This window comes from Kineococcus haloalkalitolerans (assembly GCF_050871905.1).
In the GTDB taxonomy this organism is placed as follows: domain Bacteria; phylum Actinomycetota; class Actinomycetes; order Actinomycetales; family Kineococcaceae; genus Kineococcus.
In genome coordinates this window covers 1-15,124 of the sequence record NZ_JBJLSH010000008.1, presented here as the reverse complement: position 1 = coordinate 15,124, position 15,124 = coordinate 1, and the positions used below count along the sequence as shown (strand labels likewise).

Below are 15,124 nucleotides of genomic sequence, written 5' to 3'. Positions count from 1 at the left end.
CTGGCGCTGCTGACGTCCGCGGTGCTGGGCGGGGCGACGGCGGCGCTGGACGGGCCCGTCTCACGGGCCGCCGTGCGCGCAGCCACCGGCGCCGGGGCCCTGACCCGCGCCGCGCAGGTGGTGGAGGCGCTCACGCAGCCGGTCTGGGTGTACCTGGCCGGGCTGGCGGCGCTCGTCGCGGCCGTGCGGGCGGGACGGGCGCGCGAGGCCCGGTGGGCCCTGGGCGCGGGTGTGCTGGCCTCGCTGGCCAGCCCGCTGCTGAAGGCGCTGGTGGGCCGCGAGCGGCCCGCGCTGGAGGCCGGGCTGACCACCGCCGGCGGCGGGGCGTTCCCCTCCGGGCACGCCGTCGGCTCGGCGACGGTGGTGCTCCTGCTGCTGCTGCTCCTGCTGCCGCCCGCGCCGTCGCGGCGCGCCGCGGCGGGCCGCTGGGCGGCGGGCGGGGTCTTCGCGCTCCTGGTGGGCGCCGACCGCGTGTGGCTGGGCGCGCACTGGCCCACGGACGTGCTGGGCGGCTGGCTGGTGGCGCTCGCGCTGGTGGCCGGCGCCCGCGCCGCTGCGACCCGCCGAGCAGCCGGGGCGGTGACGAGGCCCGCGTCGGGGCGGTGACGCGGGTCACGTCGCCGTCGGTGACAGCGGTGGGGCCGTCCGGGGACGGGTTGGTCTGATCGGGTGATGCTGGCGCGTGCGCCGTAACGCCGCGGGCCCTGATCGCGACTACCTGCCGGGCGCGGTGCGGCGCGCCGACCCGTGGTGTCCTCCCCGTGATCGCTGACGTCAAGAGCGTTGCGCTGCAACGCTTCTCGCGTGCGGAGCGAGGAACCTCGACCCTCCGGGGGTGCGCGCGCCCGGTGGTGCCGGCGAGGTGGTCGGACGGGGGTCCGACGCGCCCGTCACCGAGCGTGACGTGGGTGGGACGGGGTCAAGGCGGGCCGGGGCTGCCCCGAAACCTCTCTCAGCAACGTTCCCCCCACTTGCACGCCGAGAGGAAACACTCGTGGACGACCACCGCCCCGCCGAGCACCGCCCCTCCCGCCGCACCCGCCGCGACTCCCGTCCGGTCCGCCGCTGGCCCGCCGCCCTGGGCGCCAGCGTCGTGACCGCGGCCCTCGCGTTCTCGATGGCCCCCGCCACGGCGAACGTGGCCGCCGGCATCTTCGACCTGGGCCGCGGTGCGACCCTGACGTCGGCCAACGGGTCCGTGTTCACCGTGACCGTGAAGGACGACGGCGCCCTCGTCACGGCCCGCAAGTCCGGTCCCACCCCGACCGCCACCCCGACCGCCACGCCCACCGCCACCCCGACGGCCACCCCCACCGCCACCGCGCCGGCCCTGAGCGTCACCGCCAAGGCCGGCGGCACCAGCTCCGTGACGGTCTCCTGGGACACGACCCTGACGCAGGCCACCTTCGGCCGCGACGGTGTCGACGCCAACGGCAGCGGCGCCTGGACGTCCGCGCCCGGCGCGAAGTCGCCCCAGACCCTGACGAACCTCAAGCCGGGCACGCGGTACAACGTGACCGTGGCGGGCGTCCTCGGCGGCAAGCAGGTCACCCGCACGGTGGCCGTCACGACCGCCTCCACCTCCACCGGCACGCCCACCACGTCCCCGACCACCCCGGCCCCGACGCCGACGGCCACGCCGTCGCAGCCGGCCGCGACCACGGGCGACTTCAAGGCCACCACGATCGGCGCGTCCGTCACGGGCGCCGCGAACGGCGACTTCAACCGCTGGACCGGCACCAAGCACGGCCTGTACGCCACGTGGGCCGACAACGGCAAGGTGTGGGGCATCGACACCCCCAGCAGCGAGTACGGCGCGAACAGCGTCTCGCGCCTGGGTGACTACGACCTCGACATCGCCACCCAGCACAAGATCGCCAACTGGGGCAACCCGGGCATCGACACCGCGCTGGAGAACACCTTCCGCGAGATCAAGACCAAGTGGGGCAGCCGCCAGGGCACCGTCTACATCCGCCCGTTCCACGAGTTCAACGGCAACTGGTACAACTGGTCGGTCCGCAGCGCCACCGACCAGGCGAACTTCGTGAAGTACTGGCAGAACGTCGTCCACCCGAAGTTCAAGGGCGTGTTCGGCACCGACAAGCGGTTCAAGCTGGTGTGGTCGCCCAACCGCGACTCCTCCACCTCCCTCGACGTGCGCAAGTCGTTCCCGGGCGGCAAGTACGTCGACGCGATCGGCGTGGACTACTACGACTTCTCCCGTGCGAACGACGAGGCCAAGTGGGCCGCGGAGGTGAACCGCACGCAGAACGGCGGGCCGGTCGGCATCGCCGCGTGGGACTCCTTCGCGCAGTCCCAGGGCGTGCCGTGGTACCTGCCCGAGTACGGCGTCCAGTTCGGCGACAACGCCTTCTTCCTGGGCAAGGTCCTCGACTTCATCAAGGCCAACCGCTACGACGGCACGGGTGACCCGGCCGGCAAGGCCCTGGGCGCCGCCTGGCACAACCTGCAGGGCAGCTCGCCCGACCCGAACGCCGGTGGCGACTTCTTCGTCCAGCGCGGTGGGAGCGACTACTCCGGCCGCCCGAAGACGGCCGCGCTGCTGCGCACCTGGGTGAAGGACAACCCGTGGCTGCGCCAGGCGCGCTGACCCCGCGGGCCGCTCAGGCCTGACCCCGTCCGCCCCGCGCGGACCGCGGCGCCCCGTCCGGGAACCTCCCGGGCGGGGCGCCGTCGTCGCGCCGGCCGCCGGTCAGCCGCGGATCAGCTGCCGGCGGCGGGCTTGAGCACGTACCCGGCGCCCCGGACCGTGTGGATCATCGGCGGCCGGCCGGCGTCGATCTTGCGGCGCAGGTAGGAGATGTACAGCTCGACGATGTTGGCCTGCCCGCCGAAGTCGTAGTTCCACACCCGGTCCAGGATCTGCGCCTTGCTCAGCACCCGGCGCGGGTTGCGCATGAGGTAGCGCAGCAGCTCGAACTCCGTGGCCGTCAGCCGCACCTCCGTGCCCGCGCGGGTCACCTCGTGGCTGTCCTCGTCCAGCAGCAGGTCGCCCACCGCCAGCAGCGGCTCCTGCCGCGCGGCGGTCAGGCCCGAGCGGCGCAGCAGGCTGCGCAGCCGCGCGACGACCTCCTCGAGGCTGAACGGCTTGGTGACGTAGTCGTCACCGCCCGCGGTCAGGCCGGCGACGCGGTCCTCCACGGCGTCCTTGGCGGTCAGGAACAGCACGGGGACCTCGGTGGCGTCCGCGCGCAGGCGCCGCAGCACCTCCAGGCCGTCGATGTCCGGCAGCATGATGTCGAGCACGACCGCGTCGGGGCGGAAGTCGCGGGCCGCGCGCACCGCGTCCAGGCCGTTGCCCGCCGTCCGGACCTCCCACCCCTCGTAGCGCAGGGTCATCGACAGCAGCTCGGACAGCGTCGCCTCGTCGTCGACCACGAGCACGCGCAGCGGGGTGCCGTCGGGCCGGGTGAGCTCCGCGCGACGGCCGGTGGTGGAAGCGGTCATCCGACCATGGTCGCCCTGTGAGCCCGCTGTCCGCGGGGAAACGGCTGTGCACGACCTGTGCGTCCCCGCGCACCCCCGTGCGGTTCACCCGGACGGCCCACGGCGACGGCCCGGCCGGGGACGCTGGGTACCGTCGACGCCGTGGCCGACCTGTTCACCCCCGACGACGAGGCCGACGAGCCGGGCACGGCCGCCGGTGCGGGAGCGCGCGTCCCGGCGGTGCTGGCCGGTGCGCCGCTGGCGGTGCGGATGCGCCCGCGCACCCTCGACGAGGTCGTCGGCCAGCAGCACCTGCTGCGCCCCGGCTCCCCGCTGCGGCGGCTGGCCTCCGAGGGCGACCTGGGGCGCGCCGGCCCGGCCTCGGTGGTCCTGTGGGGACCGCCGGGCACCGGCAAGACGACCCTGGCGCACGTGCTGGCCCGTTCCGGCGGCCGGCGCTTCGCCGAGCTGTCCGCCGTCACGGCCGGCGTCAAGGACGTGCGCCGCGTCGTGGACGAGGCCCGCGAGGCGCGCGACCTGCACCGGCGCCAGACCGTGCTGTTCCTCGACGAGATCCACCGCTTCACCAAGGCGCAGCAGGACGCCCTGCTGCCGGGGGTGGAGAACCGCTGGGTGGTGCTCGTGGCCGCCACGACGGAGAACCCCAACTTCTCCGTCGTCACGCCGCTGCTGTCGCGCTCGCTGCTGCTGACGCTGCGGCCCCTGGAGGCCGCCGACGTGCGCGGCCTGCTCCTGTCCGCGGTCGCCGACCCCCGCGGGCTGGCCGGCGAGGTGGAGGTGACCGAGGAGGCCCTGGAGCACCTGGTCCGGGTGGCCGACGGGGACGCCCGGCGCGCGCTGACCGCGCTGGAGGCCGCCGCGGGCGCAGCCTTCGACACCCCGGACGGCCCCGACGACGCCGCCGCCCCCGACGACGCCGCCGCGGAGGAGGGGGCCGCCGACGCGCCCGCCGCGCGGCCGGTCGTCACGCTGGCCCACGCCGAGCGCGCGCTGGACCGGGCGGCGGTGCGCTACGACCGCGCCGGCGACCAGCACTACGACGTGGCCAGCGCCCTCATCAAGTCGATGCGCGGCTCGGACGTGGACGCGGCGCTGCACTACCTGGCGCGGATGCTGGAGGCGGGGGAGGACCCGCGCTTCATCGCCCGCCGCGTCGTCATCGCCGCGTCCGAGGACGTCGGGATGGCCGACCCGTCGGCGCTGCAGACCGCGGTGGCCGCCATGCACGCGGTGGCGCAGATCGGGATGCCGGAGGCGCGGATCGTCCTCGCGCAGGCGGTCGTGCACAACGCCACCGCGCCGAAGTCGAACGCCGCGTACAACGGGATCAACGCGGCGGTGGCCGACGTGCGCGCCGGCCGCGGCGGCGCGGTGCCGGCGCACCTGCGCGACGCGCACTACGCGGGGGCCTCGCGGCTGGGGCACGGGCGCGGGTACGCGTACCCGCACGACCTGCCGGCGGGCGTGGCCGCGCAGCAGTACCCGCCGGACGAGCTGGTGGGGCGCGACTACTACGTCCCCACCGACCGCGGGTTCGAGGAGCGGCTGCGCGAGCGGGTGGCCCGGCTGCGCCGCGTCGTCCGCGGCCGCTGAGCCGCTAGCGTCGCGCCGTGTCCGGACTCGCCGCCCGCGTCGCCCGCTTCCTGTCCCCGCTCGTGCGCGCCGGGGGCCGCGCGGCGCTGCGCGAGCTGGAGCGCCGTGACACCGCGCCCGCGCCCGCGCCGGGGCCCGCGTCCCGTCCGTCCCCGGCGCCGGGTCCCGTCCCGCGCGGCGCGGTGGAGCACCGCGGGCCGCTGCGCGTGGAGTACGCCCCCCGCGCGGACGGCCGGCCCGACCCCGGCGAGGTCGTCTGGGCGTGGGTGCCGTTCGAGGAGGGCGACGGGCGCGGCAAGGACCGCCCCGTCCTGGTCGTCGGCCGCGACGGCGAGGACCTGCTGGTGCTGGCGATGAGCAGCCGCGACCACGACGAGGCCGCCGCGGCCGCCGGCGACGCCCGCCACGGGCGGCGCTGGGTGGACGTGGGCAGCGGGGCGTGGGACCGGCGGGGACGCCCCAGCGAGGTGCGCGTGGACCGCCTGCTGCGCGTGGCGGCCGCCGACGTGCGCCGCGAGGGGGCGGCCCTGGACCGCGAGCGCTTCGAGGAGGTCGCCGCCCGGGTGCGGGGCGTCCACGGCGGGTGAGCGGCGGGTAGTGTCGAGGGCCGACCCGGCGGGTCGCCCGCAGCACCCCGCACGCACAGCCAGCAGACGCAGGAGGCACGTCCGATGCAGACGGCAGAGATCCGTCGCCGGTGGCTCGACTTCTTCGAGCGCCAGGGGCACGCGGTGGTCCCCAGCGCCTCGCTGGTCTCCAGCGACCCGAGCCTGATGTTCACCGTCGCCGGCATGGTGCCGTTCATCCCGTACCTGACCGCCCAGGTGCCCGCGCCGTACCGGCGGGCCACCAGCGTGCAGAAGTGCCTGCGGACCCTCGACATCGAGGAGGTCGGCAAGACCACCCGCCACGGCACGTTCTTCCAGATGAACGGCAACTTCTCCTTCGGCGACTACTTCAAGCGCGAGGCCATCGCCTTCGCCTGGGAGCTGCTGACCACCCCGCAGGAGCGCGGCGGGTACGGCTTCGACCCGCAGCGGCTGTGGGCGACCGTCTACCACGACGACGACGAGGCGTACGCGCTGTGGCGCGAGATCGGCATGCCCGCCGAGCGCATCCAGCGCCGCGGCAAGGCCGACAACTACTGGAACACCGGCCAGCCCGGCCCCGGCGGACCCTGCTCGGAGATCTACTACGACCGCGGCCCGCAGTTCGGCGCCGACGGCGGCCCGGAGGCGGACGAGGACCGCTACCTGGAGATCTGGAACCTCGTCTTCATGCAGTACCAGCTGTCGGCGGTGCGCTCGAAGACGGACTTCGACGTCGCCGGCGAGCTGCCCGCGAAGAACATCGACACCGGCATGGGCCTGGAGCGCGTGGCGTTCCTGCTGCAGGGCGTCGACAACATGTACGAGATCGACGAGGTGCGCCCGGTCCTGGACCGGGCCGCGCAGCTGTCCGGCAAGCGCTACGGCGCCGACCACGAGGACGACGTGCGCCTGCGCGTCGTCGCCGACCACGTGCGCAGCGCGCTCATGCTCATCGGCGACGGCGTCACCCCGGGCAACGAGGGGCCGGGCTACGTGCTGCGCCGCCTCATCCGGCGCGCGGTGCGCGCGGTGCGGCTGCTGGGCGTGGAGGAGCCGGCGATGCCGCACCTGCTGCCGGCGTCGATGGAGGTCATGAGCGCCTCCTACCCGGAGCTGCGCCGCGACTTCGAGCGCATCTCCGCGGTGGCCGACGCCGAGGAGGAGGCGTTCCGGCGCACCCTGGTCGCCGGCACCTCGATCTTCGAGACGGCCGTCGCGCAGGCGCGCGGCGCCGGGTCGACGACCCTGAGCGGTGAGCGGGCGTTCGCGCTGCACGACACCTACGGCTTCCCCATCGACCTGACCCTGGAGATGGCCGCCGAGGCCGGGGTGAGCGTCGACGAGCAGGGCTTCCGCCGCCTCATGGCCGAGCAGGTCGACCGCGCCAAGGCCGACGCGCGCGCGAAGAAGACCGGCGGGGTGGACCTGTCCAGCTACCGCACGACGCTGGAGGGCCTGTCCGGCGGCCCGGTCGTCTTCACCGGCTACGAGCGCGCCGAGGGCGACGCGGACGTGCTCGTCCTGCTGCAGGGCGGGGTCAGCACGCCCAGCGCCCCGGCGGGCACCGACGTCGAGGTCGTCCTGGACCGCACGCCCTTCTACGCCGAGGGCGGCGGGCAGCTGGCCGACCACGGCATCATCACCACCGCCTCCGGCGCGCGCGTGCGCGTGGGTGACGTGCAGCAGCCGGTGCGCGGCCTGTACGTGCACAAGGGCACCGTGGAGGCCGGCGAGGTCGTCGTCGGCGACCGCGCGCACGCCCAGGTGGACGCGGTGCGCCGGCGTGCCGTCAGCCGCGCGCACACCGCGACCCACCTCGTGCACCAGGTGGTGCGCGAGCACCTGGGCGACACCGCCACCCAGGCCGGCTCGGAGAACGCCCCCGGGCGGCTGCGCTTCGACTACTCCTCCACCGCGCAGGTGGGCGCCGACCTGGTGCGCGACATCGAGGGCGTGGTCAACGAGCGCGTGGCCGACGACCTGGAGGTCAGCGCGACGGTGACCGACCGCGACAGCGCCCTGCGCTCGGGCGCTATGGCGCTGTTCGGGGAGAAGTACGGCGACCGCGTGCGGGTCGTCTCCATCGGCGGGGACTGGTCCAAGGAGCTGTGCGGCGGCACGCACACCCTCACCTCGCAGCAGGTGGGGCTCGTCTCGATCGTCTCCGAGGGCTCCATCGGCTCGGGCGCGCGGCGCATCGAGGCCCTCGTCGGCACCGACGCCTACGCGTTCCTGTCGCGCGAGCACCTGCTGGTCAGCCAGCTCACCGACGTCGTCAAGGCGCGCCCGGAGGAGCTGCCGGAGCGCGTCGGCGGGCTCATCACCCGGCTGCGCGACGCGGAGAAGGAGATCGCCCGGCTGCGGGCGGGCCAGGTGCTGGCCGCGGCGCCGCAGGTGGCGGCCGCCGCGCGCGACACCTTCGGCGTCAGCGTCGTCGCCCACGACGCCGGCCCGGCCTCCGCGGACGACCTGCGCACCCTCGTGCTGGACGTGCGCGGGCGCCTGGGCAACGAGCGGCCCGTCGTCGTCGCCGTCGCCGGCGTCGCCAAGGACCGCCCCGTGGTCGTCGTGGCCACCAACGAGGAGGCGCGCCGCTGGGGCGTGAAGGCCGGGGAGCTGGTGCGCGGCGCCGCGCAGGTCCTCGGCGGCGGCGGGGGCGGCAAGGACGACCTCGCCCAGGGCGGCGGGCAGGACCCGGCGCGCATCGGCGACGCCCTCGCGGGCATCGAGCACGCCGTCGGCCAGCGCGTCACCGGGTCCTGAGCGGCCCACCGACCCCTGACCGGCCCCTGACCGGGCACTGACCCGCACCCACGTCGACGGAGAGGCACCGCACGAGTGCGCAGCGGAGTTCGACTCGCCGTCGACGTGGGATCGGTCCGCGTCGGCCTCGCGGCGTGCGACCCTGCGGGGGTGATCGCCTCACCGGTGCGGACGCTGGCCCGCGACGAGCGCCGCAGCGGCGACGTGGCCGAGGTGGCCGCGGAGGTCCGCGAGCGCGGGGCCGTGGAGGTGGTCGTCGGGCTGCCGCTGTCCCTGGACGGCGGCGAGGGACCGGCGGCGCAGCGGGCGCTGGCCTACGCCGAGCGGGTCGCGGCCGCCGTGGCGCCGGTGCCCGTGCGGCTGGTCGACGAGCGCCTGAGCACGGTCGACGCCCACCGGGCGCTGCACGCGGCCGGGCGGCGCGAGCGCGACTTCCGCGCCGTCGTCGACCAGGTGGCGGCCGTGGTGCTCCTGCAGGCCGCGCTGGACGTCGAGCGCACCAGCGGCCGCCCGCCCGGGCGGGTGGTGGGGGAGCGGACCCGCCCACCGCGCAAGCCGCGCCACCGGGGTGGCGGCGGGGGCGGCGCGCCGGGCACCGGCGCGGGGACCGGCACCACCAGCAGCTCGAGCACCGGCACGGACGCCAGGGAGGGCGAGGACACGTGATGGACCTGACGGACCTGCCGGGCTCGCAGCAGCCGGACGCCGCGGGCCGCCGGCGGCGGCGGGTGCGCCGGCGGCGCACCGCCGTGGCCGTGGTCGTCTCCCTGGCCGTCCTCGGCGGCGGGACCGCCGCCGCCTGGAGCACCCTGGAGCCCGTCGTCAGCGGCTTCCTGGAGAGCGACGACTTCGAGGGCGAGGGCACCGGCGAGGTGGACGTGCGCGTGATGGCCGGCGACAGCGGCACCGCCATCGGCCGCACCCTGCAGGAGGCCGGCGTCGTCAAGACCACGACGGCCTTCGTGTCGGCCGCCTCCGCCCAGCCGGACATGGCGACCATCCAGCCGGGCACCTACCGGCTGCGCGAGGGCATGTCCGCGGCCTCCGCCGTCGCGCTGCTGCTGGACCCCGCCTCCCGCGTCACCACCCGCCTGACGGTGCCCGAGGGGCGCACCGCGGCGCAGGTGCTGGACCTCATCAGCTCCGAGACGCCCATCGACCGCGCCCAGCTGGACGCCGCGCTGGCCGACCCGGCCGCCCTCGGCCTGCCCGCCTCCGCCCAGGGGAACGTCGAGGGCTACCTGTTCCCCGCCACCTACGAGGTGAACCCGGACGAGACGGCCGCCGAGCTGCTGGGGCAGATGGTGGGCCAGACCGTCCGCGTGCTGGCCGAGCTGGGCGTCCCCGCCGAGCGCGAGCGCGAGGTCGTCACCACCGCCAGCATCGTCGAGCGCGAGGTCCAGACGCCGCAGGACATGTCCCGCGCGGCGCGCGTCATCGCCAACCGGCTCGCCGACGGCATGCCGCTGCAGATGGACTCCACCGTCGCCTACGCCAACCGCGACTGGGCGACGACGACCACCACGGCCGAGCAGCGCGCGATCGACTCCCCGTACAACACCTACCGCTACCCGGGCCTGCCCGCGGGCCCCATCAGCAACCCGGGCGCCGACGCGCTGCGCGCCGCGCTGGACCCCGAGCCCGGCCCGTGGCTGTTCTTCGTCACGGTGAACCTCGACACGGGCGAGACCCGCTTCGCGGCCACCGAGCAGGAGCACTTCGCCAACGTCGAGCTGTTCCGCGCCTGGCTGCGGGAGAACCCGGAGTGACAGGGGTGGGCGGCGCCCGGGCGGGCGGGGAACGGCCGTGAGGGCCGCCGTGTGCGGGTTCCCCATCCAGCACTCGCTCTCGCCCGCGCTGCACCGCGCCGCCTACCGCGCCCTGGGCCTGGAGGACTGGGAGTACGACCTGCTGGAGGTCGACGAGGAGCGCTTGCCCGCGGTCGTCGACGCCCTGGACGCCTCCTGGGCGGGTCTGTCGCTGACGATGCCGCTGAAGCAGGCCGTGGTGCCCCTCGTCGACGAGGTCAGCGACTTCGCCCGCGCCGTCGGCGCCGTCAACACCGTCGTCGTGCAGCCGCGCGTGGACCGGCGCGGCGTGCCCGGCCGTCGCGGGGTGCGCCTGCGCGCGGAGAACACCGACGTCATCGGCCTGGTCACGGCGCTCGCGGAGGCGGGCGCCGAGCGCGTCGAGCGCGGCGTCGTCCTCGGCGGCGGCGCCACCGCCCGCTCCGCGCTGGTCGCCCTGCTGCAGGCCGGCTGCCGCCGCCCCGTGGCCGTCGTGCGCAGCCCCGCCCGCGCCGCCGAGCTGCGCGGCGTGGCCGCCCGCCTGGGCGGAGAGGTGGAGGTACGCGGCTGGGACGAGCTGCCCGTGGCGCTGACCGGCGACGTCGTCGTCTCCACCGTGCCCGTCGGCGGGTCCGGGGACACCGCCGACGCCCTGCTGGGGGCCTTCCGGCCGCTGTGGTGGCCGCTGCTGCTGGACGTCGTCTACGCGCCGTGGCCGACCCCGCTGGCGAGCCGCTGGGGCGGCACGGTCGTCGGCGGTTTCGAGATGCTGCTGCACCAGGCCGTCGCGCAGGTGGAGCTCATGACGGGGCGTCCCGGACCCGTCGAGGCGATGCGCGCCGCCGGGACCGCGGCGCTGGAGGCCCGCGCCCGCGCCTGAGCGGGTCGTGCGGCCTCAAGGTCGACCCTGGTCGGGTCGACACCCCTCCTGCGAGCGCTGACCGGCAGCGCCGCTGCGCCGTGGCCAGGCGCGCGGAGGGGAGCGAGATGAACGACCCGGGGCAGCACCGTCCGTCGGTGGAGCCGTACGTGCCGGTCAACGTGCGTCCGGACGACGACGGCGTGCCGCGCCGCCGCGAGGTCAGCGAGATCCTCGCCCGTCTCAGCCCGTCCGTGACCCCCGCCGCGACCCCCGCCGCCGCTCCCGCCGCCGTGCCGCAGGTCGCGCCGTCGCTGGCGCCCGCCGTGCCCGTGCAGGCCGGCCCGGCCGACACGTACGCGCTCGCGCCCGCGCCGCTGGCCCCCGTCGCCGACCCCGCCCCGCTCGTCAGCGCCGTCGCGGACGTGGAGGCCGCGCCGCCGAAGGTCAACGACGTCCTCGTGGCCGCCCTGTCCGCCGGTGCCTCCGACGTCCACCTGACCTCCGGCGCCGCGCCCACCGTGCGCCTGTCCGGGGAGCTGACCCCGCTGGACGGGTTCGGCAAGCTGGCGGCCAAGGACCTGCAGCAGATGGTCTACGCCATCCTCACGCAGAAGCAGCGCGAGCAGTTCGAGGCCCACCTCGAGCTGGACTTCGCCTACCAGGTGCCCGGGCACTCGCGGTTCCGCGTCAACGTGTATCGCCAGCGCGAGTCCGTCGGCGCGGCGTTCCGGCGCATCCCCTTCGAGATCAAGCCGCTGGAGGACCTGGGCGTGCCGCCCGTGGTCGGCTCCTTCGCGAACCTGCAGCGCGGTTTCGTCCTCGTCACCGGCCCCACCGGTTCCGGCAAGTCCACGACGCTCGCCTCGATCGTCGACCTGGCCAACCGGACCCGCAAGGACCACATCATGACGGTGGAGGACCCCATCGAGTTCCTGCACCGGCACAAGGGCTGCCTGGTCAACCAGCGCGAGGTGGGGGAGGACACGAAGTCCTTCGCCAGCGCCCTCAAGCACGTGCTGCGCCAGGACCCCGACATCATCCTCGTCGGCGAGATGCGCGACCTGGAGACCATCTCCGTCGCCCTGACGGCCGCCGAGACCGGTCACCTCGTCTTCGGCACCCTGCACACCCAGGACGCCGCGCAGACGATCGACCGCGTCATCGACGTGTTCCCCCCGCACCAGCAGCAGCAGATCCGCGTGCAGCTGGCCGGGGCCATCCAGGGCGTCGTCTGCCAGACGCTGTGCAAGCGCGCCGACGGCCGCGGCCGCGTCGTCGCCACCGAGGTCCTGGTCGCCACCCCGGCGATCCGCAACCTCATCCGCGAGGGCAAGACCCACCAGATCGCCTCCGCGATGCAGGCCGGCGCCCAGCACGGCATGCACACCCTCGACCAGCACCTCGCCGACCTCGTGCGCACCCGCCAGATCACGTTCGAGCACGGCCTGGAGAAGTGCCACTCCGCCGACGAGTTCCGCCGCCTGACCGGGCGCTGAGAGGACCAGCCATGGCCACCCTGAGCAAGGCGCCCGCCAAGCCGGCCGGCAAGGCGGCGCGCAGCGGGCCCGCGATGTTCGAGTACACCGCCCGCGACCGCGCCGGCAAGCTCGTCAAGGGCATCCTGGAGGCGAACGACCAGCAATCCGTCGTCGCCCGCCTGCTCGGCCAAGGGCTGGCGCCCGTCTCCGTCGAGGCGTCCAAGGCCGGCAAGGGCCTCCAGATGGAGATCAACCTGCCCGGCTCGAACCGGGTGGGTCTGAAGGACCTGGCGCTGATGTCGCGCCAGTTCGCGACCATGGTCTCCTCCGGGCTGACGCTGCTCAAGGCGCTGGGGATCCTCGCGGAGCAGACGGAGAGCAAGAAGCTCGCCGCCGTGCTCGGCGAGGTCCGCGCCGAGGTCGAGTCCGGCACGTCGCTGTCCACGGCGCTGGGCCGGCACCCCGCCGTCTTCCCGCCCCTGATGATCAACATGGTGCGCGCCGGCGAGGTCGGCGGCTTCCTCGACCAGGTGCTCCTGCAGCTCGCGGAGAACTTCGAGTCCGAGGTGAAGCTGCGCGCGAAGGTGAAGTCGGCCATGACCTACCCGGTCGTGGTGTTCGTCATCGCGATCCTGGCCGTGGCCGGGATGCTGCTGTTCATCGTCCCGATCTTCGCGGGCATGTTCGCCACCCTCGGCGGGGAACTGCCGCTGCCGACGAAGGTCCTCGTCGTGCTGTCGAGCGGGCTGCGCTACGCCGCTCCCGTCATCCTCGTGCTCGCGTTCGTCCTGCCGGTGGTGTGGCGCAAGGTGAAGGACAAGCAGCGCGTCCGCAACGTCGTCGACCCGTTCAAGCTGCGGGTCCCCATCTTCGGCACGCTCGCGCAGAAGATCGCCCTGAGCCGCTTCACCCGCAACCTCGGCACGATGCTGCACTCGGGCGTGCCGATCCTGCAGAGCCTGGAGATCGTCGGCAGCGCCTCCGGCAACGTCGTCATCGAGCGGGCCTCGCACGACGTCATGGAGAGCGTCCGTGAAGGCAAGGCGCTGGCCGCGCCGCTGGCCGAGCACAAGGTGTTCCCGCCGATGGTGGTGCAGATGATGAGTGTCGGTGAGGACACCGGCGCGCTCGACGCCATGCTGCACAAGATCTCCGACTTCTACGACCAGGAGGTCGAGGCCACCACGGAGGCCCTGACGAGCCTCATCGAGCCGCTGATGATCGCCTTCCTGGGCGGGATCATCGGCGCGATGATCGTCGCGATGTACATGCCCATCTTCGGCGTCTTCGACCTCATCCAGTGACGTGAGGACGCGCGCGGTCCCCGCGGGAACGGACGAGGGCTTCACCCTGGTCGAACTGCTCGTGGTGCTTGTCGTCGTCGGGATCCTCGCGGCCGTCGCGGTGCCCGTGTACGCGGGGCAGCGCCAGAAGGCGCACGACGCGGCTCTGCAGACTGACCTGCGCAGCATCGCCTCCTACGAGGAGAGCCACTACGTCGAGCACGAGGAGTACCTGGCGGTCGCTGCGACGAGCACCCCGGTCATCGTCGAGGACGTCCGGCTCAGTCCCGGCGCCAGCGCGAGCGTGGACCTGAACGCCGCGGGAACGGCGTACTGCATCCGCATCGACAGCGCTCGGGCCACCGGGCCTCGCGTCCACGTGAGCAACCGGGGCGGTCTGCAGTCGCGCGCGACGACCACCTGCCCCGCCGCCGGCACCTGGTGATCCGCGGTGGGCCGAACGCCCGCTCCGCCGACGGCCCGTGAGCTGCACGCTCACGGGCCGTCGGCGTTCCCGCCGCCCGGCGTTGCGCCTGACGGGTGATCCACCACGCAGCGTCTCAAGCCGCTCGGCACCCGGGCCGAAGTACTCGGTGTCAAGAGCCGCCACACCGACCGACGGTGCGCGACCCGCGAGCGGCTCCGGATCTCAGAAGGGGAGCACCGAATGCTCGCTCGCATCCGCAAGTCCATCGAGGAGAAGGACCAGGGCTTCACCCTGATCGAGCTCCTGGTCGTCATGATCATCATCGGCATCCTGGCCGCCATCGCCATCCCGGTCTTCCTGAACCAGCGCAACAAGGCCTACGACACCCAGGCCAAGAGCGACCTGCGCAGCCTGCAGACCGAGGTGGAGACCTACTACACGGACAACCAGAAGTACCCCACCGCCATCGTCGTCGGCAACGCGCCTGCCACCCCGGCCGCCGACACCGTGTACATCAAGAAGTCCGGCAACACCGGCACCCCGGTCATCCAGGCCAGCAACACCGCCGGCGCTGAGGCGTACTGCATCTCCTCGCAGGCGCAGTCCGGCCAGATCTGGAAGATCACGAGCGCGACCTCCGGTGTGAACAAGGCGTCGGCCCAGTGCGCGAGCGCCTCGAACTGATCGAGCAGCGTCCGTGACGAGGTGGGGGCCGCGCCCCCCCCCCCCCCCCCACGCCGCCCCCCCCCCGCCCGCCCCCCTCCCCGCCTCCCCCCCCCCCCCCCCCCCCCCCCCGGTCGGCCGCTCGGGAGGCGTCAGTCCTCCGCGGTGCGGCGGGCGACCTCCGCCCGCTCACGCTCGATCCGGTCGCCC

Annotated in this window: 13 protein-coding genes; 12 read left to right on the top strand and 1 reads right to left on the bottom strand. The window is 74.7% G+C overall.

Annotated features, from left to right (window positions below):
• Window positions 1-72 precede the first annotated feature (72 nt).
• Window positions 73-606, top strand: coding sequence for a phosphatase PAP2 family protein (locus ACRYMY_RS05100; RefSeq protein ID WP_432546190.1), 534 nt, complete (start codon window positions 73-75; stop codon window positions 604-606).
• A 388-nt stretch (window positions 607-994) separates the two neighbouring features.
• Window positions 995-2,611, top strand: coding sequence for a glycosyl hydrolase (locus tag ACRYMY_RS05095; RefSeq protein ID WP_432546189.1), 1,617 nt, complete (start codon window positions 995-997; stop codon window positions 2,609-2,611).
• A 113-nt stretch (window positions 2,612-2,724) separates the two neighbouring features.
• Here the strand turns inward: ACRYMY_RS05095 and ACRYMY_RS05090 are convergent, their stop codons facing one another.
• On the bottom strand, window positions 2,725-3,468 hold the full coding sequence (locus ACRYMY_RS05090; RefSeq protein WP_432546188.1) for a response regulator transcription factor: 744 nt from the start codon (window positions 3,466-3,468) through the stop codon (window positions 2,725-2,727).
• Between the two features lie 141 nt (window positions 3,469-3,609).
• Here ACRYMY_RS05090 and ACRYMY_RS05085 point away from each other — a divergent pair, with 141 nt between their 5' ends.
• The 10 genes from ACRYMY_RS05085 (at window position 3,610) to ACRYMY_RS05040 (ending at window position 14,935) form a co-directional block, all read left to right on the top strand.
• Window positions 3,610-5,061, top strand: coding sequence for a replication-associated recombination protein A (locus tag ACRYMY_RS05085; protein WP_432546187.1), 1,452 nt, complete (start codon window positions 3,610-3,612; stop codon window positions 5,059-5,061).
• A 17-nt stretch (window positions 5,062-5,078) separates the two neighbouring features.
• Complete coding sequence (locus tag ACRYMY_RS05080; RefSeq protein ID WP_432546186.1) at window positions 5,079-5,648, top strand: type II toxin-antitoxin system PemK/MazF family toxin; 570 nt, start codon at window positions 5,079-5,081, stop codon at window positions 5,646-5,648.
• A gap of 84 nt (window positions 5,649-5,732) precedes the next feature.
• Window positions 5,733-8,414 (top strand): alanine--tRNA ligase, encoded by a 2,682-nt coding sequence (gene alaS / locus ACRYMY_RS05075; protein ID WP_432546185.1) that lies wholly within the window; start codon window positions 5,733-5,735, stop codon window positions 8,412-8,414.
• Window positions 8,415-8,564: 150 nt separating this feature from the next.
• Complete coding sequence (gene ruvX, locus ACRYMY_RS05070) at window positions 8,565-9,080, top strand: Holliday junction resolvase RuvX (RefSeq protein ID WP_432546184.1); 516 nt, start codon at window positions 8,565-8,567, stop codon at window positions 9,078-9,080.
• Window positions 9,080-10,183, top strand: coding sequence for an endolytic transglycosylase MltG (gene mltG, locus ACRYMY_RS05065; protein WP_432546183.1), 1,104 nt, complete (start codon window positions 9,080-9,082; stop codon window positions 10,181-10,183). Before ruvX ends, mltG begins: the two co-directional genes overlap by 1 nt.
• A gap of 37 nt (window positions 10,184-10,220) precedes the next feature.
• Entirely contained in the window at window positions 10,221-11,081 is an 861-nt protein-coding gene (locus ACRYMY_RS05060) for a shikimate dehydrogenase (RefSeq protein ID WP_432546182.1), read from the top strand.
• 107 nt (window positions 11,082-11,188) lie between these two features.
• Window positions 11,189-12,559, top strand: a complete 1,371-nt coding sequence (locus ACRYMY_RS05055) for a type IV pilus twitching motility protein PilT (protein ID WP_432546181.1) — start codon at window positions 11,189-11,191, stop codon at window positions 12,557-12,559.
• Between the two features lie 11 nt (window positions 12,560-12,570).
• Complete coding sequence (locus ACRYMY_RS05050) at window positions 12,571-13,845, top strand: type II secretion system F family protein (RefSeq protein ID WP_432546180.1); 1,275 nt, start codon at window positions 12,571-12,573, stop codon at window positions 13,843-13,845.
• A 1-nt stretch (window position 13,846) separates the two neighbouring features.
• Window positions 13,847-14,269: a type IV pilin protein gene (locus ACRYMY_RS05045; RefSeq protein WP_432546179.1), complete on the top strand. Its 423-nt coding sequence runs from the start codon at window positions 13,847-13,849 to the stop codon at window positions 14,267-14,269.
• Between the two features lie 222 nt (window positions 14,270-14,491).
• Window positions 14,492-14,935, top strand: coding sequence for a type II secretion system protein (locus ACRYMY_RS05040; protein ID WP_432546178.1), 444 nt, complete (start codon window positions 14,492-14,494; stop codon window positions 14,933-14,935).
• Window positions 14,936-15,124 lie beyond the last annotated feature (189 nt).